Annotated in this window: 29 protein-coding genes and 1 riboswitch; of the genes, 11 read left to right on the top strand and 18 right to left on the bottom strand. The window is 71.4% G+C overall.

Features of this window, described 5'->3' with window-relative positions:
- Nucleotides 1–22: 22 nt before the first annotated feature.
- Genes IM787_RS03985 through acuI form a run of 6 tightly spaced genes read left to right on the top strand, consistent with a single transcriptional unit; the run spans nucleotide 23 to nucleotide 5,111 of the window.
- Entirely contained in the window at nucleotides 23–1,138 is a 1,116-nt protein-coding gene (locus tag IM787_RS03985; RefSeq protein WP_193675324.1) for an MlaE family ABC transporter permease, read from the top strand.
- On the top strand, nucleotides 1,138–1,956 hold the full coding sequence (locus IM787_RS03980) for an ABC transporter ATP-binding protein (RefSeq protein ID WP_193675323.1): 819 nt from the start codon (nucleotides 1,138–1,140) through the stop codon (nucleotides 1,954–1,956). Before IM787_RS03985 ends, IM787_RS03980 begins: the two co-directional genes overlap by 1 nt.
- Before the next feature lie 18 nt (nucleotides 1,957–1,974).
- Nucleotides 1,975–2,931 (top strand): MlaD family protein, encoded by a 957-nt coding sequence (locus IM787_RS03975; protein ID WP_193675322.1) that lies wholly within the window; start codon nucleotides 1,975–1,977, stop codon nucleotides 2,929–2,931.
- Nucleotides 2,928–3,551, top strand: a complete 624-nt coding sequence (locus tag IM787_RS03970; protein ID WP_354004342.1) for an ABC-type transport auxiliary lipoprotein family protein — start codon at nucleotides 2,928–2,930, stop codon at nucleotides 3,549–3,551. Before IM787_RS03975 ends, IM787_RS03970 begins: the two co-directional genes overlap by 4 nt.
- Nucleotides 3,552–3,558: 7 nt before the next feature.
- Nucleotides 3,559–4,113 carry a cyclic nucleotide-binding domain-containing protein gene (locus IM787_RS03965; RefSeq protein WP_193675321.1) on the top strand — a complete coding sequence of 185 codons (555 nt, stop codon included), beginning with the start codon at nucleotides 3,559–3,561 and terminating at the stop codon, nucleotides 4,111–4,113.
- 20 nt (nucleotides 4,114–4,133) lie between these two features.
- On the top strand, nucleotides 4,134–5,111 hold the full coding sequence (acuI, locus tag IM787_RS03960; RefSeq protein WP_193675320.1) for an acrylyl-CoA reductase (NADPH): 978 nt from the start codon (nucleotides 4,134–4,136) through the stop codon (nucleotides 5,109–5,111).
- 3 nt (nucleotides 5,112–5,114) lie between these two features.
- On the opposite strand, the gene cysK is transcribed toward acuI, so the two are convergent.
- The 4 genes from cysK to IM787_RS03940 all read right to left on the bottom strand — a co-directional run bounded on the left by cysK (nucleotide 5,115) and on the right by IM787_RS03940 (nucleotide 8,382).
- Nucleotides 5,115–6,035 (bottom strand): cysteine synthase A, encoded by a 921-nt coding sequence (gene cysK / locus IM787_RS03955; protein WP_193675319.1) that lies wholly within the window; start codon nucleotides 6,033–6,035, stop codon nucleotides 5,115–5,117.
- 62 nt (nucleotides 6,036–6,097) lie between these two features.
- Nucleotides 6,098–6,586 carry a GNAT family N-acetyltransferase gene (locus tag IM787_RS03950; RefSeq protein WP_193675318.1) on the bottom strand — a complete coding sequence of 163 codons (489 nt, stop codon included), beginning with the start codon at nucleotides 6,584–6,586 and terminating at the stop codon, nucleotides 6,098–6,100.
- A gap of 33 nt (nucleotides 6,587–6,619) precedes the next feature.
- Entirely contained in the window at nucleotides 6,620–7,414 is a 795-nt protein-coding gene (locus IM787_RS03945; RefSeq protein ID WP_227494053.1) for a glutathione binding-like protein, read from the bottom strand.
- Nucleotides 7,411–8,382 carry a Bug family tripartite tricarboxylate transporter substrate binding protein gene (locus tag IM787_RS03940; protein WP_193675317.1) on the bottom strand — a complete coding sequence of 324 codons (972 nt, stop codon included), beginning with the start codon at nucleotides 8,380–8,382 and terminating at the stop codon, nucleotides 7,411–7,413. The genes IM787_RS03945 and IM787_RS03940 overlap by 4 nt, the downstream gene beginning before the upstream one ends.
- Before the next feature lie 60 nt (nucleotides 8,383–8,442).
- On the opposite strand from IM787_RS03940, the gene IM787_RS03935 reads away from it, so the two are divergent.
- A complete protein-coding gene (locus IM787_RS03935; protein WP_193675316.1) occupies nucleotides 8,443–8,796 on the top strand; it encodes a hypothetical protein in 354 nt (117 codons plus the stop codon).
- 19 nt (nucleotides 8,797–8,815) lie between these two features.
- Here IM787_RS03935 and IM787_RS03930 read toward each other — a convergent pair whose 3' ends face one another.
- Entirely contained in the window at nucleotides 8,816–10,453 is a 1,638-nt protein-coding gene (locus tag IM787_RS03930) for a phosphoethanolamine transferase (RefSeq protein WP_193675315.1), read from the bottom strand.
- Nucleotides 10,450–11,127, bottom strand: a complete 678-nt coding sequence (locus tag IM787_RS03925; protein WP_193675314.1) for a phosphatase PAP2 family protein — start codon at nucleotides 11,125–11,127, stop codon at nucleotides 10,450–10,452. Before IM787_RS03925 ends, IM787_RS03930 begins: the two co-directional genes overlap by 4 nt.
- Before the next feature lie 63 nt (nucleotides 11,128–11,190).
- On the opposite strand from IM787_RS03925, the gene IM787_RS03920 reads away from it, so the two are divergent.
- Both IM787_RS03920 and IM787_RS03915 read left to right on the top strand, forming a co-directional pair.
- Nucleotides 11,191–11,877: a response regulator transcription factor gene (locus tag IM787_RS03920; protein ID WP_193675313.1), complete on the top strand. Its 687-nt coding sequence runs from the start codon at nucleotides 11,191–11,193 to the stop codon at nucleotides 11,875–11,877.
- On the top strand, nucleotides 11,874–13,181 hold the full coding sequence (locus tag IM787_RS03915) for a histidine kinase dimerization/phospho-acceptor domain-containing protein (RefSeq protein ID WP_193675312.1): 1,308 nt from the start codon (nucleotides 11,874–11,876) through the stop codon (nucleotides 13,179–13,181). The genes IM787_RS03920 and IM787_RS03915 overlap by 4 nt, the downstream gene beginning before the upstream one ends.
- Here the strand turns inward: IM787_RS03915 and ribB are convergent.
- Nucleotides 13,150–13,827, bottom strand: a complete 678-nt coding sequence (gene ribB / locus IM787_RS03910) for a 3,4-dihydroxy-2-butanone-4-phosphate synthase (RefSeq protein ID WP_193675311.1) — start codon at nucleotides 13,825–13,827, stop codon at nucleotides 13,150–13,152. The two genes, IM787_RS03915 and ribB, sit on opposite strands and share 32 nt — an antisense overlap.
- A 99-nt stretch (nucleotides 13,828–13,926) precedes the next feature.
- A riboswitch (FMN riboswitch) is annotated at nucleotides 13,927–14,081 on the bottom strand.
- A 104-nt stretch (nucleotides 14,082–14,185) separates the two neighbouring features.
- Here ribB and IM787_RS03905 point away from each other — a divergent pair.
- Nucleotides 14,186–15,127, top strand: coding sequence for a DMT family transporter (locus tag IM787_RS03905; RefSeq protein ID WP_227494052.1), 942 nt, complete (start codon nucleotides 14,186–14,188; stop codon nucleotides 15,125–15,127).
- A gap of 3 nt (nucleotides 15,128–15,130) precedes the next feature.
- Here the strand turns inward: IM787_RS03905 and IM787_RS03900 are convergent, their stop codons facing one another.
- Both IM787_RS03900 and IM787_RS03895 read right to left on the bottom strand, forming a co-directional pair.
- Complete coding sequence (locus IM787_RS03900) at nucleotides 15,131–15,559, bottom strand: VOC family protein (protein WP_193675310.1); 429 nt, start codon at nucleotides 15,557–15,559, stop codon at nucleotides 15,131–15,133.
- Nucleotides 15,560–15,631: 72 nt separating this feature from the next.
- Nucleotides 15,632–16,249 (bottom strand): DJ-1/PfpI family protein, encoded by a 618-nt coding sequence (locus IM787_RS03895; protein WP_193675309.1) that lies wholly within the window; start codon nucleotides 16,247–16,249, stop codon nucleotides 15,632–15,634.
- A gap of 79 nt (nucleotides 16,250–16,328) precedes the next feature.
- Here IM787_RS03895 and IM787_RS03890 point away from each other — a divergent pair, with 79 nt between their 5' ends.
- Complete coding sequence (locus IM787_RS03890; RefSeq protein ID WP_193675308.1) at nucleotides 16,329–17,663, top strand: aminotransferase-like domain-containing protein; 1,335 nt, start codon at nucleotides 16,329–16,331, stop codon at nucleotides 17,661–17,663.
- Between the two features lie 10 nt (nucleotides 17,664–17,673).
- On the opposite strand, the gene IM787_RS03885 is transcribed toward IM787_RS03890, so the two are convergent.
- From IM787_RS03885 to trhA, 9 genes are all read right to left on the bottom strand, one after another.
- Nucleotides 17,674–18,453: a transglutaminase family protein gene (locus IM787_RS03885; protein ID WP_193675307.1), complete on the bottom strand. Its 780-nt coding sequence runs from the start codon at nucleotides 18,451–18,453 to the stop codon at nucleotides 17,674–17,676.
- Between the two features lie 109 nt (nucleotides 18,454–18,562).
- Nucleotides 18,563–18,778, bottom strand: coding sequence for a TOBE domain-containing protein (locus tag IM787_RS03880; RefSeq protein ID WP_193675306.1), 216 nt, complete (start codon nucleotides 18,776–18,778; stop codon nucleotides 18,563–18,565).
- Nucleotides 18,779–18,813: 35 nt separating this feature from the next.
- The gene (locus tag IM787_RS03875; RefSeq protein WP_193675305.1) at nucleotides 18,814–19,614 is read right to left on the bottom strand and encodes an ATP-binding cassette domain-containing protein; all 801 of its coding nucleotides are present in this window, start codon (nucleotides 19,612–19,614) and stop codon (nucleotides 18,814–18,816) included.
- 4 nt (nucleotides 19,615–19,618) lie between these two features.
- Entirely contained in the window at nucleotides 19,619–20,500 is an 882-nt protein-coding gene (gene ssuC / locus IM787_RS03870) for an aliphatic sulfonate ABC transporter permease SsuC (RefSeq protein WP_193675304.1), read from the bottom strand.
- Between the two features lie 9 nt (nucleotides 20,501–20,509).
- Nucleotides 20,510–21,673 carry an FMNH2-dependent alkanesulfonate monooxygenase gene (ssuD, locus tag IM787_RS03865; RefSeq protein WP_193675303.1) on the bottom strand — a complete coding sequence of 388 codons (1,164 nt, stop codon included), beginning with the start codon at nucleotides 21,671–21,673 and terminating at the stop codon, nucleotides 20,510–20,512.
- A 13-nt stretch (nucleotides 21,674–21,686) separates the two neighbouring features.
- Nucleotides 21,687–22,655, bottom strand: coding sequence for a sulfonate ABC transporter substrate-binding protein (locus IM787_RS03860; protein ID WP_193675302.1), 969 nt, complete (start codon nucleotides 22,653–22,655; stop codon nucleotides 21,687–21,689).
- Between the two features lie 2 nt (nucleotides 22,656–22,657).
- Nucleotides 22,658–23,611, bottom strand: coding sequence for a sulfonate ABC transporter substrate-binding protein (locus IM787_RS03855; protein WP_193675301.1), 954 nt, complete (start codon nucleotides 23,609–23,611; stop codon nucleotides 22,658–22,660).
- A gap of 94 nt (nucleotides 23,612–23,705) precedes the next feature.
- Nucleotides 23,706–24,290, bottom strand: coding sequence for an NADPH-dependent FMN reductase (gene ssuE / locus IM787_RS03850; RefSeq protein WP_193675300.1), 585 nt, complete (start codon nucleotides 24,288–24,290; stop codon nucleotides 23,706–23,708).
- Nucleotides 24,291–24,409: 119 nt separating this feature from the next.
- Nucleotides 24,410–25,057 carry a PAQR family membrane homeostasis protein TrhA gene (trhA, locus tag IM787_RS03845; protein WP_193675299.1) on the bottom strand — a complete coding sequence of 216 codons (648 nt, stop codon included), beginning with the start codon at nucleotides 25,055–25,057 and terminating at the stop codon, nucleotides 24,410–24,412.
- Between the last annotated feature and the right edge of the window lie 69 nt (nucleotides 25,058–25,126).

The raw sequence follows: 25,126 nt of genomic DNA, 5'->3' as shown, positions 1-25,126 counted from the left end.
GGGCGGCCCCGAAATCCGCCCCATGACCGACGCCACGCCCCGCTTCGAACAAGCGCCCGCGCCGCCCGGCCACGCCGTCCGCCTGCTGGGCGAGTGGACGGCGGCGCAGTTCGGCCGCCCGCGCCTGTTCCGCGAACTGCTGCAGCGCCTGCCTCCGGCGGAGTCACACCGGCCCTGGGACCTGCGCACGGCCGTCCTGGACCACGTGGGCGCGCAGGTGCTGTGGGACCACTGGGGCCAGCGCTGGCCCGAGAACGTGGAGTTGCTGCCGACGCAGCGCACCATCCTCGAGCGCGTCGCGCAGTTCACCAGCCAGCGGCCGGCACGACCGCGCGGCAGCCTGTGGACGCTTTACCTCGGCTTCGGCGCGGCCCTGCTGCGCTTCATGGCCAACCTGGGGGGCTTCCTGCGCCTGGTGGGCCAGCTCACGCTGGACCTGCGCGAACTGGCCCGGGCGCCGCACCATGGGCCGTGGCGCGACTTCTCGGGGCACCTGTATCGCATCGGCGCGACCGCCTTGCCGATCACCGCGCTGGTCGGCAGCCTGATCGGCGTGGTGCTGGCCTATCTCACCGCGCAGCAGCTGCGGCAGTTCGGCGCCGACGCGTACATCGTCGACATCCTCGGCATCGCGCTGGTGCGCGAGCTCGGCCCGATGCTCGCCGCGATCCTGATCGCCGGCCGCTCCGGTTCCGCGATCACGGCGCAGATCGGCGTGATGCGCGTGACCGACGAACTCGATGCCATGCGCGTGATGGGCATCTCGCACACCTACCGGCTGGTGATGCCTCGCGCCATGGCGCTGTCCATCGCCATGCCCCTGATCGCCGGCTGGACCACGGTCGCGGGCCTCGCCGGCGGCATGGTCGCCGCCGACCTGTCGCTGGGCATCAGCCCCACCTTCTTCCTCAACGCCTTGCCCGGTGCGGTGAGCCTGCCCAACCTGGTCCTCGGCATGAGCAAGTCGGTGGTGTTCGGCATCCTCATCGCGCTGATCGGCTGCCATTTCGGCCTGCGCGTGCAGCCGAACACGCAGAGCCTGGGGCAGGGCACCACCGCTTCCGTGGTCACGGCGATCACGGTCGTGATCCTGGTGGACGCGCTGTTCGCGATCCTGTTCAGCCAGGTGGGCATGTGATGGGGGAAGCTGCCGTGCCGGTCGTGCGGCCCGACGAACCCGTGGTCGACATCCGCAAGCTGTGGTCCGCCTTCGACATGCCGGACCGGCGCGTGGTGATCCACAAGGACCTCGACCTCACCGTGCGGCCCGGCGAGGTGCAGTCCATCGTGGGCGGCTCCGGCTCGGGCAAGACCGTGCTGCTGCGGCAGATCCTCGGCCTGGAGCAGCCCGCCGCCGGCGAAGTGCGGCTGATGGGGCAGCCGTTGCAGGCGCTGTCGCGCCGCGGTGCCTCCAGCCGCGTGGGCATGCTGTTCCAGCACGGCGCGCTGTTCTCCGCGTTCACCGTGCTGGAGAACATCGCCTTCCCGCTGCGCGAGCTCAAGACGCTGCCGTCGCGGGTGGTCCTCGAAGCCGCGATGGTCAAGCTGCAGATGGTGGGACTGAAGCCGGGCGACGCCGACAAGATGCCGTCCGAGCTGTCGGGTGGCATGGTCAAGCGCGCGGCGCTGGCGCGCGCCCTCATCATGGACCCGCCGCTGCTGCTGCTCGACGAGCCCACCGCCGGGCTGGACCCGGACAGCTCCGACGGCTTCGTCAACCTGCTGCGCTCGCTGCACCGCGACCTGCAGCTGACCGTGATCATGGTCACGCACGACCTGGACACGCTGTTCGAACTGTCCACGCGCATCGCGGTGCTGGCCGACCAGCGCGTGATCGTCAACGACAAGCCGCGGGAGGTCATCGCCTTCCGCCATCCCTTCATCGAGGACTTCTTCCTCGGCGAGCGGGGGCAGCGCGCAATGGAGCTGCTCCGTGAATATCCCTTCGCGATCTAGAGAGGGTACAAACACCACATGGAAAACAAGTCCCATGCCCTGGCCGCCGGCATCTTCGTCGCGCTGATCACGGCCCTGGTGCTGGCGCTGGCCGCCTGGCTGACGCGCGACACCGGCGTGCGCGACACCTACGAGATCTCGACGAAGGAAACCGTCACCGGCCTGCAGGAGCAGGCGCCGGTGCGCTTTCGCGGCGTCGACGTCGGCAAGGTGTCCGGCATCGGCTTCGATCCCAAGGCGCAGGGCAGCGTGCTGGTGCGCATGGAGATCGACCGCGACACGCCGCTCACCCGCGACACCTTCGCGACCCTCAGCTACCAGGGCGTGACCGGGCTGGCCTTCATCCAGCTGGCCGACGACGGCAAGCCGGCACCGCGCCTGGCCCCGAACGACGAAGTCCCGCCGCGCATCCCGCTGCGTCCCGGCCTGCTGTCGCGCCTGGAGGAGAAGGGCGAGGTCATCATCGACCAGGTGCAGCAGGTCGCCGAGCGCGTCAACAAGCTCCTGAGCGACGAGAACCAGCGCCGCCTGGCGACCGCCCTGGACAACATCGGCGAGGCCGCCGGCAGCACCAGCCAGCTCGCGAAGCGCATCGACCACACGGTCACGCAACGCATCGACCCGGCGATCGCCGAAGTGACCGTCACGATGAAGAGCGCGCAGCGCGCCGCCGATCAGGTGGGTGCCGCCGCCAACCAGTTCAGCCTGACCGCGCAGCGCCTCAATGGCCCGGGCGGCGCGCTGGACCGCGTCGGCGAGGGCACCGATGCCTTCGCTGCCGCTGCCGAGAACCTGAACGCCACCGCCCTGCCGCGCTTCAACCGCGCGATGGACACCACCAACCGCACCATGCGCACCGTCGACCGCGCCTTCACCGAACTGCTGGACAACCCGCAGATGCTGATCTACGGCGAGGGCGGCATCTCTCCGGGCCCCGGTGAGCCGGGCTTCCGCGCGCCGGGGGTGCGCCGGTGAACGCGCTGCGCCTCACCCTGCTCGCCGCTGCGATGGCCGTGGCCGGCTGCCAGTCGCTGCCGGACAAGCCGACGGAGCAGACCATGTACGACTTCGGGCCGGCGACCACGACGCCCGTGTCGGGTGCGGCCACCGGCTTGCCGCTGCAGCTGCCCGACGTGCAGGTCACCGGCATCCTCGAAACCTCGGCGCTGCTGTATCGCCTGGCCTACGAGGACGTGAACCGGCTGCGGCCCTATGCCTTCGCGCGCTGGTCGGCGGAGCCGGGCGAGCTGCTGCGCCAGCGCCTGCGCGACGTGCTGGGCCGCGACCGGCCCGTGCTGGATTCCGCGGCATCCGCAGCGCTCACGCGCCGCGGCGCAACGCCGCCGCCGGTGCTGCGCGTGGAGCTGGAGGAATTCAGCCAGGTGTTCGATTCGCCGACGGCCAGCCGCGGCGTGGTGCGCGTGCGCTGCACGCTGCTGGAAAGCACCGGGGGCGGCGAGCGGCTGGTGGCGCAGCGCAGTTTCCAGGTCGAGCGGCCCGCGCCCACGCCCGATGCAGCGGGCGGCGTGCGGGCGATGGCCGCGGCCTCCGACGCCCTGGCGCAGGAACTCGCCGCGTGGTTGCGCGGACGCTGAGCGCGCCATGCACAGCGGCACCCTCGAGGAACGCATGCAGGCCGCCGGCCTCGAGGTGCTGGGCCACTGCGAGCGCCTGTCGCAATGGCAAGGGCTGGTGGAGCACAGCGTGCTGCTGCAGGACTTCGCGGCCGCCGAAGTCGACGCGCTCGGTGCGCTGATGCTGCACGTGCGTGCCAAGCCGGGCCAGATGCTGATCGTCGAGGGCGCCGCCGACGACTGGATGATGCTGCTGCTGCGCGGCACGGTGGACGTGGGCAAGCGCGTCGGGCCGGAAGCCGAACGCGAGGTCCGCGGCGACAACACGCGGCTGGCGGTGTTGCGCACGGGCGCGGTGCTGGGCGAGATGTCGATGTTCGACGGCGAGCCGCGTTACGCGAGCTGCTGGGCGCTGAGCGAGGTCGAGGCGGCGGTGCTGGACCGTGGCGCGGTGGCGCGGCTGGTGCAGGTGCGGCCCGAAGTGGGCGCCAAGCTGCTGGTGAAGCTCACGCAGCTGCTGGCGCAACGCCTGCGCAACACCAGCAGCCAGCTGGTGAAGGTGCTGCGGCGGCAGGCCGCATAGCAAGACGAAGGAGACACGCGATGTTCCAGGCCCTGGTGCTCGAGAAGGAGCCCGCCTTCACGGCGGCGGTGCGCGATGTGGACGAGGCCTTCCTTCCCGAAGGCGACGTCACGGTGGCGGTGGAGTACTCCACCCTCAACTACAAGGATGGCCTGGCCATCACCAACAAGTCGCCCGTGGTGCGCAGCTGGCCGATGGTGGCGGGCATCGACGGCTCCGGCACCGTGCTGGAAAGCAGCTCACCGCTCTGGAAGACGGGCGATGCGGTCGTGCTCAATGGCTTCGGCGTGGGCGAGACACACAAGGGATGCCTCGCCGGAAAGGCGCGACTGAAGGGTGAGTGGCTGCTGCGGCGGCCGCAGGCCTTCAGCGCGCGGCAGGCGATGGCGATCGGGACCGCCGGCTACACGGCGATGCTGTGCGTGCTGGCGCTCGAACGCCACGGCGTGCGGTCCGGCGATGGCGAGGTCCTGGTGACTGGAGCCACCGGCGGCGTCGGCTCCGTGGCGGTGGCATTGCTGGCGAAGCTGGGGCACCGCGTGGTGGCCGCCACCGGCAAGACGGCCGAAGCGGACTACCTGAAGCAACTCGGCGCCGCGAACGTGATCGACCGCGCCGAACTCGCCGCGCCCGGCAAGCCACTGCAGAAGGAGCGCTGGAGCGCGGTGGTCGACGCGGTGGGCAGCCACACGCTGGCCAACGCCTGCGCGCAGACGCGCTACGGCGGTGCGATCGCGGCCTGCGGCCTCGCGCAGGGCCTGGATTTCCCGGCGACCGTCGCGCCCTTCATCCTGCGCGGCATCGCGCTGCTGGGCGTCGACAGCGTGATGGCGCCCATGGCGCTGCGCGAGCAGGCGTGGTCGCGCCTGGCACGCGACCTCGACCCGCAGCTGCTGGAGGCGATGACCACCGAGATCCCGTTGTCGCAGGCCGTGGAAGCCGCGCAGAAGCTGATGGCCGGACAGGTGCGGGGCCGTTACGTGGTCAAGACCACCTGACCCTCAAGCGTTCGGGAACAGGCCCTCGACCGACAGGTAACGCTCGCCGGTGTCGTAGTTGAAGCCGAGCACCCGCGCCCCCGCGGGCAGCTCCTTGAGCTTCTGCGCGATGGCCGCGAGCGTCGCGCCCGACGAGATCCCGACCAGCAGGCCTTCCTCGCGCGCGGCACGCCGTGCCATCTCGCGCGCCGGCTCGGCGTCCACCTGGATCACGCCGTCGAGCAGCGAGGTGTCCATGATCTTCGGGATGAAGCCCGCGCCTATGCCCTGGATCGGGTGCGGCGAGGGCTGGCCGCCGGAGAGCACCGGCGATGCGACCGGCTCCACGGCAAAGACCTTCAGCTGCGGCCACTTCGGCTTGAGCACCTTCGCGCACGCCGTGATGTGCCCGCCGGTGCCCACGCCCGTGATCAGGTAGTCGAGGCCTTCCGGGAAGTCCTCCAGGATCTCGCGCGCCGTCGTGCGTTCGTGCACTGCCACGTTCGCGCCGTTCTCGAACTGCTGCGGGATCCAGGCGCCGGGGATCTGGGCGGCGAGCTCCTGCGCCCGCGCGATCGAGCCCTTCATGCCCTTCTCGCGCGGTGTGAGGTCGAAGGTGGCGCCGTACGCCAGCATCAGCCGGCGCCGCTCCACCGACATGCTGTCGGGCATCACGAGCACGAGCTTGTAGCCCTTGACGGCGGCGACCATCGCCAGCCCGATGCCGGTATTGCCCGAGGTCGGCTCGATGATGGTGCCGCCGGGCTTCAGACGCCCGCTGCGCTCCGCGTCCTCGACCATGGCGACCGCGATGCGGTCCTTGATCGAGCCGCCGGGGTTCGCGCGCTCGGACTTGACCCAGACCTGGTGCGCGTCGCCGAACAGGCGCTGGATGCGGATGTGCGGGGTGCGCCCCACGGTGTCGAGGATGGTGTTGGCTTTCATGTGCGTCTCCGGCAGTGCGCGGCCAGTGTATGCAAGGGCAGGGCGAGCGTGGTGGCGCGCGGCTAGGTATCCCCACTGCCCGCGAACGCGGCGAGCGCCGGGCCGGCCAGGCGGTAGCGCACCCACTCATCCATGGGCCAGGCGCCGATGGAGCGGTAGAACTGCAGCGCCGGCTCGTTCCAGTCGAGCACGCTCCATTCGAAGCGTCCGCAGCCCTCGGCCACCGCGATGCGCGCCAGGTGCTGCAGCAGCGCCTTGCCGGCGCCCACCTTGCGGTGCGCGGGGGTGAGGTACAGGTCCTCCAGGTAGAGGCCCTTGCGGCCTTGCCAGGTGGAGTAGTTGAAGAAGTACAGCGCAAAGCCCGCCTCCTCGCCGTCCACGCTGCAGACCAGCCCCCGCGCGGGGCCGTCGCCGGACAGCGCCGCGCGGATGTCGGACTCGGTGGCGACCACCTCGTGCTCCGCGCGTTCGTAGGCGGCGAGCTCGCGGATGAAGCGCAGGATCAGCGCGGCATCGCCGGCGCGGGCAGGGCGGATCTCGATCGCGGGCATGCGGCCACTGTAGCCGCAGCGCCGCGCCGCGTGTCAGAGCGAAAGGGGGAAGGCCAGGTGCCGCTGGTACATCATGTCGCGGTGCCGCAGCAGGACGTCGTCCAGCGCCGCATCGGTGTCGGGTTCCACGTATTCGAACACCGCGCGCGTGGCCGGGTCCATGCGGCAGCTTTCCTCGGGCAGCGGACGCAGCAGCGCCAGCACGGTCGCGCCGTAGATGTCCGCCGCGGTGAGCGCGTCGCCGACGTAGTACGGGCTGCCCGCTGCGTGCTGCGCCTTCAGGCGCGCCGCCAGCATCTGCAGCACTTCGACGATGCGCCGGGTGAGCGCGTCCGCCGGCTGCGCGCGCCATCCGTACTTGCGGCCGATGTACGCCGCCACCTCCGGCGGGAAGCCGCCGGCGCCGCGCAGGCCCGCTTCCACCAGCTGCAGCCGGCGCGTCCAGCCCAGCCCCTGCTCCCCCAGCATCTCGTGCGCCAGCCCGAAGACGAGCGCGCGGTCGGCCGCGTCAGCGGGCAGCAGCGGGATCGCAGGCGCGAGCCGCTCCGCCAGCAGCAGGATCTCGGCCCAGCCGGCGCGCGGCGGCTCGTCCTCGTACATCGCGACGGGGCCGCTGCGCTGGCCGGTCCATTCTTTCAGCGCCTTGCTGTCGTACGCGAGCCGCACCGGCGTCCACGGGATGCCCTTGACGTGGAGGATGCCCTTCGCCGCCTCGGACCATGGGCTGGGAATGTCCCCCACGACGACCATGCGCAGGCCGGGGCGGGCGATGGCTTCCTCGACGGGGACGTAGGCGAGGCGCATGGTGACCGCAGCCCGACCCTTCAATCCACCTTGATGCCGACGGCGCGGATGATCCGCAGGTTCGCCGCCGACTCCGCCGCGATCTGCTTCGCGAATGCTTCGGCGCTGCCGCCGGTGGGCACGTTGTCCGTGGCCACCAGGCGGCTGCGGATGTCGGGCATCTGCAGCACGGCATTCACCTGCGCGTTGATCTTTTCGAGGGTCGGCCGGGGCAGGCCGCCGGGTGCGACGATGCCGAACTGCGAAGAGAGGTTCGCGCCCGCGTAGCCCAGCTCCGCCAGCGTCGGCACGTTCGGCAGCGACTCCAGCCGCTTCGGCGCGCCGACCGCCAGGGGCCGCAGCTTGCCGGCCTTGATGTGCTCGCTGACGGCGGGCCCTGCGTTGGTCGAGAGGACCTCGAACTGCCCGCTCAGCGCGTCGGTCATCTGCTGGCCGCCGCCCTTGTACGGGAAGTGCACCATCTCGACACGGGCCTGCTCCTGCAGCTGCTCCAGCATCAGGTGGCCGAGCGAGGCGGACCCGGAGGTGGCCCAGCGCACCGCGCGCGGCTTGGCCTTCGCCATCTCGAGGAGTTCGCGGAAATCGCGCGCGGCCAGCGCCGGCGTGGCGAGCAGCAGCACGGGCGAGTACATCACGCTCACCACCGGCGTGACCTGCGTCGCCGGGTCATAGGGCACCTTGCCCAGGTGCGGGCTGAGCACCAGCGGGCTGATGGCGGTGAAGGCCAGTGTGTGGCCGTCGGGCGCGGACTTGGCCACGGCGTCGACGCCGATGGTGCCGCTGGCGCCGGCCTTGTTGTCGATCACGAAGGGCTGGCCCATCTGCGCGGCCAGCTTCTCGCCGAGGGCGCGCGCCACGGCGTCGCTGACGCCTCCCGGCGGGTAGGGCACGACGATGCGCACCGGCTTGGAAGGATAGGGCTGCTGCGCGAAGGCCGGCAGCGCGGCGGCGGCACCGGCGGCGAGGAAGGCGCGGCGCGGGATCGGGGTCATGTCGGAATCCGGAGGAAGGGAAAAGCGGATTATCGAGCGCGGATGGTGCATCCTCGGGCCATGCGCCTGGACTACCTGCTCTTCGACAGCAGCGACGAAGACTCGGGACACTGCAGCTTCGACGCGCTGGCCTCCGTGCTGCCGGAGCGGCTGCCCGCGCTGGTCGCGGAGGTCGAGGCCGTGCTGCGCTGGGCGCATCGCGCCTTCGGGCTGCCGGATGCCGATGGAGGCGAGTGGGACTATGCACTCCAGCTCACCGGCGCCGATGGAGAGCCGCTGGTGATCGCCTATGACGCTGCCCTCGGCGGGGTCCGGTTGCCAGGTCCCGTGACGGCGCGCGTGGCGCTGGCCCTCACCCTCGGCGGTTCGCCCGCGTTCGCTTCCGCATTCCTCGACGCGTTCCCCGACGCATGACGGCGCGTGCACGCCCCGGTCAGGGGAGGACCGGCGCATTGCGGCCCGCGCAGCGGGCATACGCATCCTGCGAGACCCGGTAGGCGCTGGTCTCCACCTGCATCAGTCCCAGCACGGAGTGGAACAGGTGGTCATGCGTGAGCCGGACCTCGCCCTGGCGCAGGCATTCGAGCTCCACGCCCGTCCGTGCCTGCAGTCCCGTGGACAGCCAGGTGATCCAGGGCACGTGCTTCTGCACGTCCGGCGCGATGCCGTACGGCAGGCCATGGAGATAGAGATTGTTCTCGCCGAGCGATTCGCCGTGGTCCGAGACGTAGAGGAGGCCGGTGTCCCATTGCGGCTCCACCGCGCGCAGCCAGCGGATGGCCGAAGCCAGGACATGGTCGGTGTAGGCGATGGAGTTGTCGTAGGCGTTCACGACCTCCTGCCGGCTGCACTCCTGCAGGTTGGCTGCCGTGCATTCCGGCTGGAAGCGCTTGAAGGCTGCCGGCGAACGCGCGTGGTAAGCCGGCCCGTGGCTGCCGATCTGGTGGAGCACCAGCACCACGCCCCTGGCGCGCTGCTGCGCCGGCATCTCCGCCAGCCGCCGGTCCAGGCCCTGCAGCAGGATGCCGTCCAGGCACTGGCCGCCGGCGCACAGCGCGGGGTCTTGCGCACGGGCGAGATGGACGGAAGGCACGCGGTCGCACACCCCCTTGCAACCCGACTGGTTGTCGATCCAGAGCACGGCCATGCCCGCGTGCTGCAGCACGTCCAGCAGGCCTTCCGTGTCGCGCGTGCGCGCCTCGAAGGTGGCGCGCCCCAGGGGCGAGAACATGCAGGGCAGCGACGCAGCGGTGCTCGTGCCGCAGGACCAGGCGTCCCGGAAGCTGGCGACGCCCTCGCGCCGCAGTTCCGGCGTGGTGTCACGGCCGTAGCCATTGAGCGCGAAGTGGTCGCTGCGCCCCGTCTCGCCGACCACCAGCAGCAACAGGGGCGGCCGGTCGCCGCGGGGCGGCACGTGGGCGTCCAGCCCGGTCGCGAGCAGCGGCTGGGGCACCTGCCGCAATGGCCGGGCCGCCAGCGCCCCCAGCGCATACACGGTGTTCAGCGGGTTCACCATGTAGCGCAGGTGCTTGTGGTTGCGCATCGCGGACGCGAGCGGCTGGAAGCCGGCCAGCGCCAGCAGCACCACCAGCGCGAGCGATCCAGCCACGATCCCCAGGTTGCGACGGGCCGCGGCACGCCAGCCCACCGGGCGGCTGCGGCATCGCGCCAGCAGCAGCAGCGGCACGCCGGCCAGCAACCCCGCGGACAGCGCGAACGCAGGACCGACGAGGTCGGCGGCCTCGTGCCGGTCGGTCTGCAACACGTTGAGCAACATGCCCTTGTCGATGACCACTCCATAGCTGCCCATGAAGTGCGCACCTGCAGCCGCTGCCACCAGGAGCAGCGCCGCGGCGGGCCGGAGCACGCGGGGCCAGGCGAGCATGCCCAGCAGCGCAGTGAGCAGCAGCAGGACCATTCCTCCCGCGACCGCCCCCAGGGCCCATCCGGCCGGTTTCTCCAGCAGGCCGAGCACGTGCAGCTCCCGCCACAGCGGCCAGTTGCCCGCGGCTGCCAGCCAGCTGCTCACGCCGAGGATGATCCACCCCTCGGGAACCTGCCGGCGCGTCATGGCAGGCGCTCCCACGGAACCGCGACGTCGAGGACGAGGGCGGTGGCCCAGCAGATCCATGCCGTCCACAAGGTGTGGCTCATGAAGTGCGCCCCGCGCCATTGCTGCGACAGTCCCAGCACGAGTCCTGCAGCCGTCGAAGCGGCCAGCACCCACCTCGCCGCGGCCGGGTGGGTGCGCACGAGCGCGAAGTAGCCGCCAACGAAGGCGAAGCCGCTGCTGGCGTGGCCGCCGGGAAAGCAGCGCCCGGGGCCGCCGTCGGCCGCGGTGCTCCAGTGCGACACGTGGCGGGCGATGCCGCCGAAGTCCTGCAGGTCCCAGGGGCAGCTGGTGGCGCTGGCCCACTTCAGCAGCGTCACGAGCCCCGCGCCGGCCAGGGCGCTGAGCGCCCACTGCAGCCGGCGCCCGCGCGGGATCCTGCGCAGCGGCCCCCACGGCCAGCCGACGGCCGTGCAGAGGACGAGGACGCCGAGCCAGGCCAGGCGGCGCGCCCCGTCGTGCAGCACGTCGGAGAGCAACCATGCACGCCGCAATGCGAAGCCTTGCCGGTCGCCGGCCAGGTGCGCCAGCGCGACGTCCAGGCCGGCCGCATCCCAGGCGATGGCCGTGGCGAGCAGGAGGGCCGTGGCCAGCAGCAGCGGGCGCCCGTCGGGGCTGGCGAAGGAACGAGGCATGGGCGGCGAGGTTCCGTCGGCCGGCTTAAGGTTTTCTTAAGCGGCGAGGTGACAATCCCCCGCATGCGGGTCCTTCTGGTGGAAGACGACGAGGGGATTGCGTCGGGGCTGCGGGCCCACCTCGAGCAGCAGGGCTGGGCGGTGGACTGGGTGTCCCGCCTGGAGCCGGCCTGGGCCGCGCTGCGCGCAGAACCCTTCGACCTCGTCCTGCTGGACCTCGGCCTGCCCGATGGGGACGGCACCGAGCTGCTGCGGCGGCTGCGGCGTTCACCGGCCGGTTCCCTGCCCGACGCGCGCACGCCCGCGTTGATCATGACCGCGCGCGACGAGGTCGCTTCGCGGGTGCAGGGCCTGGACCTCGGCGCCGACGACTATGTCACCAAGCCCTTCGACCTGGACGAACTCGGGGCCCGGATGCGGGCGCTGCGCCGCCGGGCGGCCGGGCGGGCGCACCCGGTGCTCGCGTGGGGAGAACTGGAAGTCGATCCCTCGGCGCGCACCGTGCTGCGCGGGGGCCGGCCGGTGGAACTGTCCTCCCGCGAATTCGCGGTCCTGCTCGCCCTGCTGGAAGCGAGCCCGCGCGTGCTGACGCGCCCGCAGATCGAGGCGAGGCTGTACAACTTCGAGACCACCCTGGACAGCAACGCGATCGAGGTCCATGTGCACCACCTGCGCCGCAAGCTGGGGGAGGGCGTGATCCGCACCATGCGGGGCGTGGGCTACTTCGTGCCGGTCCCGGGCGCCGCATGACGCGCTCGCTCACGCGCGACCTGACCGCCTGGACCCTGGGCGCGCTGGTCCTGGTCTGGGCCAGCTTCATCGCGGTCGGCTGGAAGACCGGCCAGCACGAGGCCGACGAGCTGACCGACGGGCATCTGGCGAGCACTGCGGCGCTGCTGGTGGCCTACGGCACCACGGGCCGCTTCGGCGCGGCCGGCGCGGGTGGCGCGCCGCCCGGCACGCTGCCCCTGAAGGCCCACGACTACCAGCAGTCGCTCAGCGTGGCCATCTGGGACCGCCAGGGCGGGCTCGTCACCCGCACGGGCGATGCGCCCGTGCCCCCGTTCACGGGCGCCGAAGGCTTCCAGACGCTGCGGCTCGGCACGCCGGCGCGCGAATGGCGCACCTTCTCCCGCTGGGACGCCGCGCGTGCGCACAAGGTCATGGTGCTGCTGTCGGTGCAGGAGCGCGACGAGCTCGCCGACGACATCGCCGGGCAGATCATCGAACCCGGGCTGTGGGTGCTGCCGGTGATCGCGCTGGTGCTGGCGCTGGCGATCCGCCGCGGCCTGCGGCCGCTGTACCTGCTCACGCGGGAGGTCCACGCGCTGGACGTGCAGCAGCCGCGGCCGCTGCCGCCGGCGCGCCGCCATGAGGAGTTCGCGGCCATCGCCGCGGCCATCGACACGCTGGCCGAGCGCTTCCAGGCGGCGCTGGCGCGCGAACGCACCCTGGCGGGGGAGCTGGCCCACGAACTGCGCACACCGCTGGCATCGCTGCAGCTGCAGGCCCGCGCCGCCCGCGAAGCGCCGGAGGGACCGCAGCGGGAAGGGGCGCTGGCGCGGCTGGAAGCCGATGCGCTGCGCGCCGGCGAGGTGCTGAACCACCTGCTCGCCCTGGCGCGCGCGGACCGCACGGTCGTGAGCGAGCCCGCGCAGCAGGTGGAGCTGGTGGCGCTGGCGCAGGAAGTGCTGGCCCAGCATGCGACGGCCGCCGGACGCACCGGGCACGAGCTCGGGCTCGTCGCGAGCGGCCCGCTGTACCAGCGGGGCTACGCGGTGCTGCTGCAACTGGCCCTGCGCAACCTGGTGGAGAACGCCCTGGCGCATACGCCGCCCGGCGCCCTCATCGAGGTCCGCGTCGATCCCGAGGCGCGATCGGTGCTCGTGTGCGACACCGGCGGGCGGGGCGGTAACGCGCCGGGCGGCGTCGCGCTCGGCCTCGGGCTCGGGCACCAGGTGGTGGAGAAGATCGCGCGGCTCCACGGCGCCCGCTTCGGGCCGGCGCCGCCTCCCACCGGATTCAGTACCGCGTACCTTCTCCAGTTCCCTTGACCGCCTTCGCGGCCGCCCGGTGGCTCCGGACGGCGTCGACGGTCGTGACCGGCAAGCCATGCCGTGCCGCGAATGCCGCGACCTGCGCCCCGCGCGCCATCTCGCCGTCGGGCGTCATCAGTTCGCACAGCACGCCGGACGGATCGCACCCTGCGAGTTCGGCCAGGTCCACCGCGGCCTCGGTGTGCCCTTGCCGCTCCAGCACGCCGCCTGCGCGGGCCACCAGCGGGAACACGTGTCCCGGGCTCACGATCTCGCTGCGTTCCAGCGTCGAGCGCAGCGCGCAGCGGATGGTCTGCACGCGGTCGGCCGCCGACACGCCGGTGCTGATGCCGTGCGCCGCCTCGATCGACTGCGTGAACGCGGTGGCGTAACGCGAACGGTTCACTTCCACCATGGGGCGCAGCTTGAGCGCGCTGGCGCGGTCGGGGCGGATGCACAGGCAGACGATGCCGCTGCCTTCGCGGATCAGCATGGCCATCGTCGCCGTGGTGACGCGGTCGGCCGCGACGATGAGGTCGGCCTCGTTCTCGCGGTCGGCGTCGTCCAGCACGAGGACGGGCCGGCCGGCGGCAACCGCGGCGAGGACTTCGTCGATGGGGCTCAGCGCGAGCGCGCCGGCTTCGGGAAGGATGGCAAGGGACATAGAACGCTCCTGTTGGTTGAACAAAAACGCTCCAAGGCAAGAACGCCCGCGCGGGCCTCGCGGCACGCACGGACACACCGCCTCCACCCGGGAGTGGACGCGGATCTTCTTTCATCCGGACTGTGACCGTCGGCCCGAGCATTCGACTCGGTCTGCTGACCCGGCGATTCCTTGCGGAACCGCCGGCGCTCGCGGGCTCGCGGCTTGCGCCGCCTACCGCCGGTGGGGAATTCCACCCCGCCCTGAAGACCCCCGCATCGTAAGCCGTGAGAAATGCCCTTGCACGTCGCACAGGTCACACAGGCGTCAGCAAGCACGCGCGGCGAGGGCGCGGGCTGCGCCTATAGTGGATGGGTCGATGTCCATGAGCCCGCCCGCCAGCCCGCGCAAGCGCCACTTCCTCGCGCGCCGCGCGCAGGTGGCGCAGTGGCGCATGTCGCGCCTCGACACGGCCACGCAGGCCTTGCTGTGGTCCATGTCGGCCGGCCTGCTGTTCGTGGTGCTGAACTCCATCATGCGCGGGCTGTCGATGGTGCTGGACCCGTTCCAGACCCAGTTCCTGCGCTACCTGCTCGGCCTGGGCGTGATGCTGCCGCTGGTGCTGCGCAGCGGCCTGGCCGCCTACCGCCCGCGCAACATCGGCGGCCAGTTCACCCGCGGCGCCGTGCATACGGCCGGCCTGTGCCTCTGGTTCATCGCGGTGCCGCACATCACGCTGGCGGACACCACCGCCATCGGCTTCACGGGCCCGATCTTCATCATGCTCGGCGCCGTGCTGGTGTTCAAGGAGCCGATGCGCTGGGAACGCTGGCTGGCCGCGGCCATCGGCTTCGGCGGCGTGCTGATCGTGGTCGGCCCCAAGCTCTCGGGCGGCGGCGGCGTCTACAACCTGGTGATGCTGGCGAGCGCGCCGGTGTTCGCCGCTTCCTTCCTGATCACCAAGGCGCTCACGCGCTACGAGCGCGCCGCGGTGATCGTGGTGTGGCAGTCGATCACCGTCACGCTCTTCAGCCTGCCGCTGGCGCTGCTGCACTGGCAGATGCCGGGCCCCGGCCAGTGGGTGCTGTTCCTGCTGTGCGGCATCCTGGGCAGCGCCGGGCACTACTGCCTCACGCGCAGCTATGCCGCCGCCGACATCTCGGCGACGCAGTCGGTGAAGTTCCTCGACCTGGTATGGGCGACGCTGATCGGCTGGCTCGCGTTTGGCGACATGCCCAGCAACTCCACCCTGGTGGGCGGCGTCGTGATCTGCGCGGCCACGATCTGGATCGCGCGGCGCGAGGCCCGCGGGCCCCGCTGAAGATCAGAACGTGATCTTCACGGAGGGCGCGCTGCGCTTCGCCTCGCCGTGGAACACGGCCTCGATGTTGTTGCCGTCCGGGTCCAGCACGAAGGCGGCGTAGTACCCCGGGTGGTAGGGCCGTTCGCCCGGCGCGCCGTTGTCCTTGCCGCCCGCACCGAGGGCCGCCTTGTGGAACGCCTCGACCGCGGCCCGGTCCTTCGCCTGGAAGGCCAGGTGGTGGCGGCCGGTCAGCACGCCCTGCGCGGCGGGGCTTTCCTTCGACGAGACGAACAGTTCGTCGGCCCAGAAATAGCCCTCGCCCGTGCCGCCCATGGGCACATCGAGGACGGCGAACACCGCTTCATAGAACTTCTGCGAGGCGGCGACGTCGCGCACGACCAGCTGGACGTGGTCGATCAGGCGGCCGCGATGCAACTCCTGCGTTTCCATGCTCTGCTCCTTGGAAGTGGGCCCCTTGCGGGTGAGCGCGAAAGTATCAGGCATCCGGCCGGTGAGCGGGTGTCACGCCGGCGCGAACACGCCTTCCACGAAGGGCGCCACGTTGGCCAGCATGCGCGCGACGTACTCTTCCTTTTCGCCGACCGGCGCGACGTAGTGCATCGCCGCCTCGGCCGCGGCCACGCCTTCCAGCCGCGCGATCACCCAGGCCGCCAGGTATTGCGAGGCCAGGCAACCACCGGCCGTGGCGACGTTGCCGCGGGCAAAGAAGGGCTGGTTGAGGATCTCGACACCGGCCGCCTCGACCCACGGCTTCGTCGTCAGGTCGGTGCAGGCCGGCACGTCCTGCAGCAGGCCGAGCCTGGCCAGCACCAGCGTGCCCGAGCATTGCGCGCCGAGCAACTGCCGCGCAGGGTCCAGCCGCAGCTGCGCCATCAGGGCCGGGTCGGCGACCACCTCGCGCGTCTGCATGCCGCTGCCCACGATCACGGCGTCCGCCGCGCTGGCGTCCTGCAGCGTGGCCTGCGCCTCCAGCGCGACGCCGTTCATGGACCTCACCCTGGCGGTCGGCGAGGCGATGGAGACGCGCCAGCCCGGCTTCTTCACGCGGTGGAGGATGCCCAGGGCGATCAGCGAATCGAGTTCGTTGAAGCCTTCGAAGGTGAGGATGGCGATGTGCATGGGTCGTCCCGGTGAATGGTCCGCCATCGTAGGTGCCGCATCCAATACGATCAAATGATTGTCATGGATACACTGCGGCATGCCCGAACCACGCTACAAGCAGGTCGTCGATCGCCTCGCCGCGGAGATCCGCGGCGGCCGCCTGCCGCCCGGCACGCGCCTGCCCACGCACCGTGCGCTGGCGGCGCGCGAAGGCGTGGCCCTCGTGACCGCCACCCGGATCTATGCGGAACTGTGCGCCATGGGGCTGGCGAGCGGCGAAACGGGCCGCGGCACCTACGTGCGCGACACCTCGCTGCCGCACGGGCACGGGATCGACCAGCCGGCGGTTCCCGCCGGTGTCGTCGACCTGAACTTCAACTATCCCGCCGTCCCCGGCCAGGCCGACATGCTGCGGGCGGCACTGCGCACCCTGGCGGCCTCCGGTGACCTCGAGCCGCTGCTGCGCTACCAGCCGCACGGGGGGCGCGCGCACGAACGCGCCATCGTCGCCCGCCACGTGGCGCGCCGCGGCCTGGCCATCCCCGCCGAGCAGGTGCTGCTGGTGGACGGCGCGCAGCACGGGCTGGCCGTCACGGCCATGGCCTTGCTCCAGCCGGGCGACGTCGTCGCCTGCGATGCGCTGACCTATCCCGGCTTCAAGGTGCTGGCCGGAGCGCAGCGGCTGGAGCTCGTCGCGCTGCCGGCCGCGGGCGAGGGACCGGACCCCGATGCCTTGACGGCCCTGTGCAAGCGCCGCCGCGTGCGGGCGCTGTACACCATGCCGACATTGCACAACCCGCTCGGCTGGGTGATGGGCACCCGCTGCCGCAAGGCGCTGGTTGCCGTCGCGCGCCGCCACGGGCTCGTCGTCGTCGAGGATGCGGCCTACGCCTTCCTGGCGGCGGATGCACCGCCGCCGCTCGCCAGCCTGGCGCCGGAATGCACGGTCTACGTCTCGGGGTTCTCCAAGAGCGTGGCGACCGGCTTGCGGGTCGGCTTCCTGGCCGCGCCGGCGGAGTGGGTGCCCGGGATCGAGCGGGCGATCCGCGCCACCACCTGGAACACGCCGGCGCTGATGACGGCCATCGCCTGCGGCTGGATCGCCGACGGAACCGTCGCCCGCCTCGAAGCCGCCAAGCGCCGCGACGCCACCGCGCGGCAGGCCGTCGCAGCCGACGTCCTCGCGAGATTCGAACGCATCGCCCACCCGGCCTCCTACTTCACCTGGCTGCCCTTGCCGGACGAAGCCCGCGCGGATGCGGTCGCCGCGGTATTGCTGCGCCAAGGCATCTCGGTGTCCACGGCGGAGCCCTTCTCGGCGGCGCGCCGCGCACCGCACGCGCTGCGCCTGGCGCTCGGTTCCGTCGCGCTCGACGCGTTGCGACCGGCCTTGGAGGAGGTGGCGCGCGTGGCCGAGGCCCACGCTTTCTGAAGCGGCGGCGCTAGACCTGCTGCACCGACACGTCCATGTCGGTGATCTCCAGCGGGCCGTAGTTGGAGAGGAAGGCCACGTCGGCCGCATCGCGCCCGTAAGCCACCACGATGCGCCCGCCGCGCGGCTCCGCCTGCGTGGCGTCGAAGGCGAACCAGCGGCCGCCGAGGAAGACCTCGTACCAGGCGTGCATGTCCATGGGGTCCAGCTGGTGGAGGTAACCCACGACGAAGCGCGCCGGCATCAGCAGGCTGCGGCACAGCGCGATGCCCACGTGCGAGAAGTCGCGGCAGACGCCCGCCTTGTGCTTCAGCGTCTCCAGCGCGCCGGTGCTGGACTCGCTGACGCCGTACTTGTATTCGATGTTCTCGCGGATCCATTCGGCGATGCGCTGGGCCTGCGCATAGCCGGGCGCGCAGCCCTTGACGATGCGCTCGGCCCGCTCGCACATCATGTCGCTCGGGCAGTAGCGGCTTTGCAGCATGTACTGCAGCGTCTCGTCCGGCAGCTGGCCGGCCGGCACCAGCGCGGCCCGCGTGTCCACGTCGATCTGCTCGGCCACCTCGACCTCGTGCTCGGCGGTGATCACGCTCTTGCCGCGCGGCAGCGTGAAGCGCTGGCACAGGTTGCCGAAGGCGTCCACGTATTCGGTGGGCGCCAGCCACGGCTCGATGGCGTAGCGCTCGGCCACCACCCATTGCTGCGAGCCGCTGCGCGGGCGCAGCATGGCGACGACGGGACAAGCCTCTTCACAGTCGAGGGCGATGCGGTTGCGGGCGCGGAGTCTCATGGTGTGCCGCAAGCATGAGCCTTCCCAGGCGGCTCGGCCGTAGGAGCGCGGCGTGACCGGCGTCGGCCGCCGTCCGGCGGTGGCGCCGGACAGGTCGGCGCCCGTCGCGTCAGAGCTTGGCCAGCGAAACCTCCGTGGATTTCACGAGCGCGACGACCTCGGAACCGGGCTTGAGCTGCAGTTCGTCGACGGACCGGGTGGTGATGACCGAGGTCACGATGCCCCACGGGGTCTGCACGTCCACTTCGGACAGCACGTCGCCGCGCAGGATCTCCTTGATGTGGCCCTTGAACTGGTTGCGGACGTTGATGGCCTGGATCGGCATGGAAGCTCCTGTGGTGGAAGAATACGGCGAAGGGATCAGACGGCCCAGCGCAGCGCGTGCGCCGACGGGTCGTTCCAGACGGAAGAAGGTGGCGGCTCGCTGCCCGGGTTGCGCAGCACCCGGTCGAGGATGCGGCGCTCCAGGGCGGCGAAGGCGGCGTCGTGCACGCGCGGGCGCGGCAGGTCGACCCGCTCGTCCAGTGCGATGCGGCCGTCCTCGATCAGCACCACGCGGTCGGCCAGCGCCACCGCCTCCTGGACGTCGTGCGTCACCAGCAGCGCCGTGAAGCCATGGCGCAGCCAAAGCGATTCGATCAGCCGGTGCATCTCGATGCGCGTCAGGGCATCGAGCGCGCCAAGGGGCTCGTCCAGCAGCAGCAGGCGCGGGTGGTGCACCAGCGCGCGGGCGAGCGACACGCGCTGCCGTTGGCCGCCGGACAGGCGGGCCGGCCAGTCGCCGGCGCGGTCCGCCAGCCCCACCTGCGCCAGCACCTCGCGCGCCCCGTCGCGTTGCGCCTGGGGCAGGCCCAGGGCCACGTTGTCGATCACGCGCCGCCAGGGCAGCAGCCGGGCGTCCTGGAACATGATGCGGGTGTCGTTGCGCAAGCCGGCCACCGTCAGCCCGTCGGCCCGCAGTTCGCCCGTGGTCGGGGACTCCAACCCGGCGACGAGCCGCAGCAGCGTGCTCTTGCCGCAGCCGCTGCGGCCGACGATGGCCACGAACTCGCCGGGTTCGATCACCAGTTCGGTGTCGCGCAGGACGGGGCGCGGGCCGAAACTCTTCGACAGGCGGCGGGCTTCGAGCCGGACGCCGGTAGGGGAAGCAGAGGCGGTCATCGGGTCAGCCCTTCTGGTAGCCGGGATGCCAGCGCAGCCACCATTGCTCCAGGCCGCGCGCGAGGAGGTCCGCGAGCTTGCCGAGCACCGCGTAGAGCAGGATGCCCACGAGCACCACGTCGGTCTGCAGGAACTCGCGCGCGTTCATGGTCAGGTAGCCGATGCCGGCCTGAGCCGAAATGGTCTCGGCCACGATCAGGATCACCCACATCAGCCCGAGCGAGAAGCGCAGGCCGACCAGGATGGACGACAGCGCGCCCGGCAGGATCACCTGCAGGTACAACTGCCGGCGCGACAGGCCGTAGGTGCGGCCCATCTCGATCAGTCCCGGGTCCACGTTGCGGATGCCATGGAAGGTGTTCAGGTAGATCGGGAAGAACACCGACACCGAGATCAGGAACAGCTTGGCCGTCTCGTCGATGCCGAACCAGAGGATCACCAGCGGGATCAGCGCCAGCGCCGGGATGTTGCGCAGCATCTGGAAGCTGGAGTCCAGCAGCGTCTCGGCCAGCCGCAGCGAACCCGTGAGCAGCCCGAGCAGCAGGCCCAGTCCGCCGCCGCTCGCCAGCCCGAGGAAGGCGCGGCCCGCGCTCACCCGCACGTGCGTCCAGAGTTCGCCCGACTGGGCCAGCGCCAGCCCGGCGCGCAGCACCTCGGAAGGCGCCGGCAGCACCCGCGTGGACAGCCAGCCGAAGCTCGATGCCAGCTGCCACGCCACGAGCAGCGCCACCGGGACGATCCACGGCAGCAGCCGTTGCAGCAAGGCGTGCCCGACCGCCCGCAGGCGCGACGGCCCGGTGGGCGCTGCCGAAGCGGACGGCGCGTCCAGTGCCGCCCAGCCGCCGCCTGCGGCGACCGCGGTGGTCTGGATTTCAGGGACTTGCATGCGGCCTCCTCAGCTCTGCGACGCGCGCGGCACGTAGCTGTTGGCGACCGTCTCGCCGGACGGGCCGCCCACCGCGTGGCCCGGCAGCCGTTCGCGCACTTCGCGCGGCAGCAGCGGGAAGACGAGCTCGGCGAAGCGGTATGCCTCTTCGAGGTGCGGATAGCCGGAGAACACGAAGGTGTCCAGGCCCAGGGCCGCGTACTCCTCGATGCGCGTGGCCACCGTCTTGGGGTCGCCGACCAGCGCCGTTCCCGCGCCACCGCGCACCAGGCCGACGCCCGCCCACAGGTTCGGGCTGATCTCCAGGTCGGCGCGCGAACGTTTGCGCCCGCCGGCGTGCAGCGCCGCCATGCGGCGCTGCCCTTCCGAGTCCATGCGGGCGAACGCGGCCTGGGCGCGGACGACGGTGGCGTCGTCGAGCCGGCTGATCAGGTCCTCTGCGGCCTGCCAAGCAGCGTCCTCCGTCTCGCGCACGATGACGTGCAGGCGGATGCCGAAGCGCACGGTGCGCCCGCGCTTGGCGGCGCGCGCCCGCACGTCGGCGACCTTGCGCGCCACGTCGGCCGGGGGCTCGCCCCAGGTGAGGTAGGTCTCGACCTGTTCGGCCGCGAGTTCATGTGCCGCTTCCGAGGAGCCGCCGAAGTACACCGGCGGGTGCGGCTGCTGCAACGGCGGGAACAGCAGCTTCGCCCCGCGCACGGCCAGGTGCTGTCCCTCGAAATCGAAGGACCCGCCCGTGTGGCTGCGCGCCAGCACTTCGCGCCAGATGCGGATGAACTCCGCGGACTGCTCGTAGCGCGCGGCATGGTCGAGGAAGACGCCGTCGCCTTCGAGTTCGGCCTGGTCGCCGCCGGTGACCAGGTTGATCAGCAGCCGCCCGCCGGAGAGGCGGTCGAAGGTCGCGGCCATCCGTGCGGCCAGGCTGGGCTGGTGCAGTCCCGGTCGCACCGCCACCAGGAACTTCAGGCGCTGCGTGACCGGGATCAGGCTCGCGGCGACCACCCAGGGGTCCTCGCAGGAGCGGCCGGTGGGGATCAGCACGCCTTCGTAACCGAGGTTGTCGGCGGCCTGCGCGACCTGCTTCAGGTACGCGTGGTCCAGGTGGCGCGCGCCCTCGCTCGTTCCGAGGTAGCGGCTGTCGCCGTGCGTGGGGATGAACCAGAAGATCTGCATGCGGGGTTCCTTGTCATTTCGCGGTGTCGGGGCGCCACACGATGTCGGCGACGCGCACGGGTTTCGGGATGAGGCCGAGGCGGTGGAACGCGTCGGCCACGCGCTGCTGGTCGGCCGCGATCGCCGGGGTCAGCGGACCCACGGGGGACACCGGCCGGCGCTGGATGAACAGGCTCACCACGCCGGCGTCGAGGCCGCTGAAACCCGCCACCAGCTTGATCGCGGCCGGACGCTGGTCCTGGGCGAAGCGGTCGGCGCGGGTGAGTTCCTCGAACAGCACGGCAAGCGCGTCGGGGTGCTGCGTGGCGAACGGCCGCGATGCAAGGTAGAAGGTGTTGTTGCTGGACAGCTCGCGCCCCGTCGACAGCGCGCGCGGCTTCAACGCCAGCTGCACCGCCGCATAGAACGGGTCCCAGATCGCCCATGCATCCACGCTGCGCCGTTCGAAGGCGGCGCGCGCATCGGCCGGCGCGAGGTAGATCGGCTGGATGTCGGACCACTGCAGGCCGGCCTTGTCGACCGCACGCACGAGCAGGTAGTGCGCCGAGGAGCCCTTCTGCAGCGCGATGCGGCGGCCCTTCAGGTCGGCCAGCGTGCGCAGCGGGGAATCCGGCAGCACGAGGATGGCGGAGCTGTCGGGTTTCGGCGGCTCGGCACCGACATACAGGAGGTCCTTGCCCGCCGCCTGCGCGAACACCGGCGGCGAATCGCCGGTCAGGCCGAACTCCAGGCTGCCCGCGGCCAGCGCCTCGAGCAACTGCGGGCCGGCGGGGAACTCGATCCACTGCACGCGGGTGTCGGCGAAGCGCTTCTCCAGCGCGCCCTGCTGCTTCAGGATCACCAGGTTCACGGCCGACTTCTGGTAGCCGATGCGCAGCTGGGCGGGTGCCCCGCGGGCGGCCGCGGGGAGTCCCCAGGCGGCGGTGGCACCGGCCAGCAGCTTCAGCACGGCGCGGCGTTCGGAGGAAGTTCGTGCAGCCATGCTCACACCGCCTTCCACGTGGCTTCCTTCACCACCACGCGCCGCGGGATCAGCCCGAGCTGGTGAAAGGTGTCGGCGATGCGCTGCTGCTCCGCCAGCACCGCGTCGGACAGCGGCCGCACGTCGAACTGGTAGCGGCGCAGGCTGCTCTCCACCACGTCCACGGGCAGTCCCTGCAGCGGCGCGATCTGCTCGGCGGCCGCGCGCAGGTTGTTCTTCAGCCAGCGCCCCTTTTCCCCGGCGTCGTCGAACACGGCGCGGATGACCGGGCCGTTCTTCTCCACGAATCCGCGGGCACCGAGATAGAACTGGTGGTTGCTGGCGACGCCGGTCGCGTCCGCCAGCACTCGCGCCCCGGTCTGCTTCTCCGCGGCGGCCAGGAACGGATCCCAGATCACCCAGGCATCCACGTTGCGGCTCTCGAAGGCGGCGCGTGCGTCCGCCGGCGGCAGGTAGACGGGCGAGATGTCGCTCCAGCGCAGACCGTGCTTCTCCACCAGCTTGACGAGCAGGTAGTGCACGTTGCTGCCCTTGTTCAATGCGACCTTGCGGCCCTTGAGGTCGGCGACGCTGCGGATCGGAGAGTCGCGTGGGACCAGCACGGCCTCCGCCTGCGGAGCCGCCGGGTCGTGGCCGATGTAATAGAAGAGGGCGCCGGCCGCCTGCGCGAAGATCGGCGGCGCCTCGCCGACGAAGCCGATGTCGACGGCACCGACGTTCAGGCCTTCCAGCAATTGCGGGCCGGCCGGGAACTCGACCCACTTCACGCCGAAGCCCAGGGGCGCGAGCTTCTTCTCGATGCTGCCCTGCGCCTTCTGCAGCAGCAGCAGGCTGGCGCCCTTCTGGAAGCCGATGCGCAGTTCGCCGCGCGGAACCTGCGCGTGCGCCGGGACGATGGAGGCGAGCGCCGCGCCGGCGAGCAGGGCGCGGCGGCGGATGGACCAGGATGCACTCATGTCTTTGTCTTTCTCGAAGCCGCGCAGGCAAGGCTGCGCCCTGCCGCCGGGGCGGTGGTGGTGGAACGGGGAGAGAGCGAAGGGAGGAAAGCGTTCAGACGCTACATCGCACGTCCGCGAAGGCGATGGCTTCGAACGCGGGCGTGGGCGCGTGCCGTTGCGTCTCCGCCAGCAGCGTCGTGACGGCGTCGTCGAGACGGTCCGCGATGTCGGTCGTGAGGTGGTGCGCGCCTTCCGGCGTGAGCGTCACCTGCGCATCGGTCGCGTAGACCCCGGGCAGGATGTGCCGGGCGGACAGCGATTGCAGCACGGGTCGCAGCGCGTAGTCGAGCGCGAGCATGTGGTGCGCGCTGCCGCCGGTGGCCAGCGGCAGGATGACCTTGCCGCGCAGCGCGGTCTGCGGCAGCAGGTCGAGGAACACCTTGAGCACGCCGCTGTAGGCCGCCTTGTAGACCGGCGTGGCGATGACGACGGCGCGCGCGCGATCGACCTGGTCGGTGGCCGCGGCGATGCTGCGGTGCGCGCCGTCGCCGAGCAGCAGCGCTTGCGGCGACAACTCGCGCACGTGCAGGCGCTCGACGTCCGGCGCGCGGTGGCGCAGCCGCTGGTGCACGGCGTCGAGCAGGGCGGCGGAGCGCGAACGCTCCGACGGGCTGCCGGCGAGAAGCAGGATGGACATCGTGGCCCCTGTGTGGTGGTGGCGCGATTCTGGAAGCGCACCGCCGGCAAGGGAACGACAGAGTTCTCAGTAACTTATCGGGATAAGCTCGGAAGCGATCCGATCGAACGCGGGGAGCGTCAGATCACCGCGTAGTTCAGCACCGCGACGAAGTGGCAGGCGCTGGCGCTCAGCACCAGCAGGTGCCAGACGAAGTGCGCATAGCGGTAGCGGTCGTCGAGGTGGAAGACAATCGCCCCCAGCGTGTACAGCACGCCGCCCGCGACCAGCAGGATGACGCCGGTCGGCGGGGTGTGGACGATCAGGGGCTTCAGGATGACCACCGAGATCCAGCCGAGCGCCAGGTAGAGCGATGTCGACAGGATCGGGTGCGTGAGGCGGTTGACGCACTTCGCCACCATGCCGAACGCCGCGACCACCCAGACGATCGCGAGGACCCAGCGGCCGCCGTGCTGCGCCACGGTGCCGAGCATGAACGGCGTGTACGAGCCCGCGATGAACAGGAAGATGGCCGCGTGGTCGAAGCGCCGCAGCATGTCCTTCAGCGGTCCGGTGGGTGCCCAGTGGTAGGCGGCGGAGACCGAGAACAGCAGGATCATCGAGACGCAGAACACCGCGGCCGCCGCCGCATGCACCGTCCCGGCCTCGAGGGCGCGGGTGATCATCTGCGGGCTGAACACCGCGGCGAGGACGGCCCCGAAGCCATGGCTCAGGGCATTGGCGAGTTCTTCGCCTTGCGTCTGGCTCCGGGTTTGTGCTTGCGCCATGGAGCCATCTTGGCCGGCCGGGGTGGCCGGGGCTTGTCAGCTTCCGCGCACTGTGCGCGTGCGAAACCG

The organism is Ramlibacter pallidus (assembly GCF_015070875.1).
Lineage (GTDB): Bacteria > Pseudomonadota > Gammaproteobacteria > Burkholderiales > Burkholderiaceae_C > Ramlibacter > Ramlibacter pallidus.
This window is presented reverse-complemented; position numbering and strand designations above follow the sequence as displayed.

What these genes read in the sequence shown, in the direction of transcription:
- IM787_RS03915 (WP_193675312.1), top strand. Translation starts at nt 11,874, where the DNA reads ATGACGCGCTCGCTCACGCGCGACCTGACCGCCTGGACCCTGGGCGCG.
- ssuD (WP_193675303.1), bottom strand. Translation starts at nt 21,673, where the DNA reads ATGCAGATCTTCTGGTTCATCCCCACGCACGGCGACAGCCGCTACCTC.
- IM787_RS03920 (WP_193675313.1), top strand. Translation starts at nt 11,191, where the DNA reads ATGCGGGTCCTTCTGGTGGAAGACGACGAGGGGATTGCGTCGGGGCTG.
- IM787_RS03880 (WP_193675306.1), bottom strand. Translation starts at nt 18,778, where the DNA reads ATGCCGATCCAGGCCATCAACGTCCGCAACCAGTTCAAGGGCCACATC.
- cysK (WP_193675319.1), bottom strand. Translation starts at nt 6,035, where the DNA reads ATGAAAGCCAACACCATCCTCGACACCGTGGGGCGCACCCCGCACATC.
- IM787_RS03935 (WP_193675316.1), top strand. Translation starts at nt 8,443, where the DNA reads ATGCGCCTGGACTACCTGCTCTTCGACAGCAGCGACGAAGACTCGGGA.
- ssuE (WP_193675300.1), bottom strand. Translation starts at nt 24,290, where the DNA reads ATGTCCATCCTGCTTCTCGCCGGCAGCCCGTCGGAGCGTTCGCGCTCC.
- acuI (WP_193675320.1), top strand. Translation starts at nt 4,134, where the DNA reads ATGTTCCAGGCCCTGGTGCTCGAGAAGGAGCCCGCCTTCACGGCGGCG.
- IM787_RS03965 (WP_193675321.1), top strand. Translation starts at nt 3,559, where the DNA reads ATGCACAGCGGCACCCTCGAGGAACGCATGCAGGCCGCCGGCCTCGAG.
- trhA (WP_193675299.1), bottom strand. Translation starts at nt 25,057, where the DNA reads ATGGCGCAAGCACAAACCCGGAGCCAGACGCAAGGCGAAGAACTCGCC.
- IM787_RS03860 (WP_193675302.1), bottom strand. Translation starts at nt 22,655, where the DNA reads ATGGCTGCACGAACTTCCTCCGAACGCCGCGCCGTGCTGAAGCTGCTG.
- ssuC (WP_193675304.1), bottom strand. Translation starts at nt 20,500, where the DNA reads ATGCAAGTCCCTGAAATCCAGACCACCGCGGTCGCCGCAGGCGGCGGC.
- IM787_RS03975 (WP_193675322.1), top strand. Translation starts at nt 1,975, where the DNA reads ATGGAAAACAAGTCCCATGCCCTGGCCGCCGGCATCTTCGTCGCGCTG.
- IM787_RS03875 (WP_193675305.1), bottom strand. Translation starts at nt 19,614, where the DNA reads ATGACCGCCTCTGCTTCCCCTACCGGCGTCCGGCTCGAAGCCCGCCGC.
- IM787_RS03950 (WP_193675318.1), bottom strand. Translation starts at nt 6,586, where the DNA reads ATGCCCGCGATCGAGATCCGCCCTGCCCGCGCCGGCGATGCCGCGCTG.
- IM787_RS03980 (WP_193675323.1), top strand. Translation starts at nt 1,138, where the DNA reads ATGGGGGAAGCTGCCGTGCCGGTCGTGCGGCCCGACGAACCCGTGGTC.
- ribB (WP_193675311.1), bottom strand. Translation starts at nt 13,827, where the DNA reads ATGTCCCTTGCCATCCTTCCCGAAGCCGGCGCGCTCGCGCTGAGCCCC.
- IM787_RS03900 (WP_193675310.1), bottom strand. Translation starts at nt 15,559, where the DNA reads ATGGAAACGCAGGAGTTGCATCGCGGCCGCCTGATCGACCACGTCCAG.
- IM787_RS03985 (WP_193675324.1), top strand. Translation starts at nt 23, where the DNA reads ATGACCGACGCCACGCCCCGCTTCGAACAAGCGCCCGCGCCGCCCGGC.
- IM787_RS03925 (WP_193675314.1), bottom strand. Translation starts at nt 11,127, where the DNA reads ATGCCTCGTTCCTTCGCCAGCCCCGACGGGCGCCCGCTGCTGCTGGCC.
- IM787_RS03930 (WP_193675315.1), bottom strand. Translation starts at nt 10,453, where the DNA reads ATGACGCGCCGGCAGGTTCCCGAGGGGTGGATCATCCTCGGCGTGAGC.
- IM787_RS03890 (WP_193675308.1), top strand. Translation starts at nt 16,329, where the DNA reads ATGCCCGAACCACGCTACAAGCAGGTCGTCGATCGCCTCGCCGCGGAG.
- IM787_RS03940 (WP_193675317.1), bottom strand. Translation starts at nt 8,382, where the DNA reads ATGACCCCGATCCCGCGCCGCGCCTTCCTCGCCGCCGGTGCCGCCGCC.
- IM787_RS03895 (WP_193675309.1), bottom strand. Translation starts at nt 16,249, where the DNA reads ATGCACATCGCCATCCTCACCTTCGAAGGCTTCAACGAACTCGATTCG.
- IM787_RS03855 (WP_193675301.1), bottom strand. Translation starts at nt 23,611, where the DNA reads ATGAGTGCATCCTGGTCCATCCGCCGCCGCGCCCTGCTCGCCGGCGCG.
- IM787_RS03905 (WP_227494052.1), top strand. Translation starts at nt 14,186, where the DNA reads ATGTCCATGAGCCCGCCCGCCAGCCCGCGCAAGCGCCACTTCCTCGCG.
- IM787_RS03885 (WP_193675307.1), bottom strand. Translation starts at nt 18,453, where the DNA reads ATGAGACTCCGCGCCCGCAACCGCATCGCCCTCGACTGTGAAGAGGCT.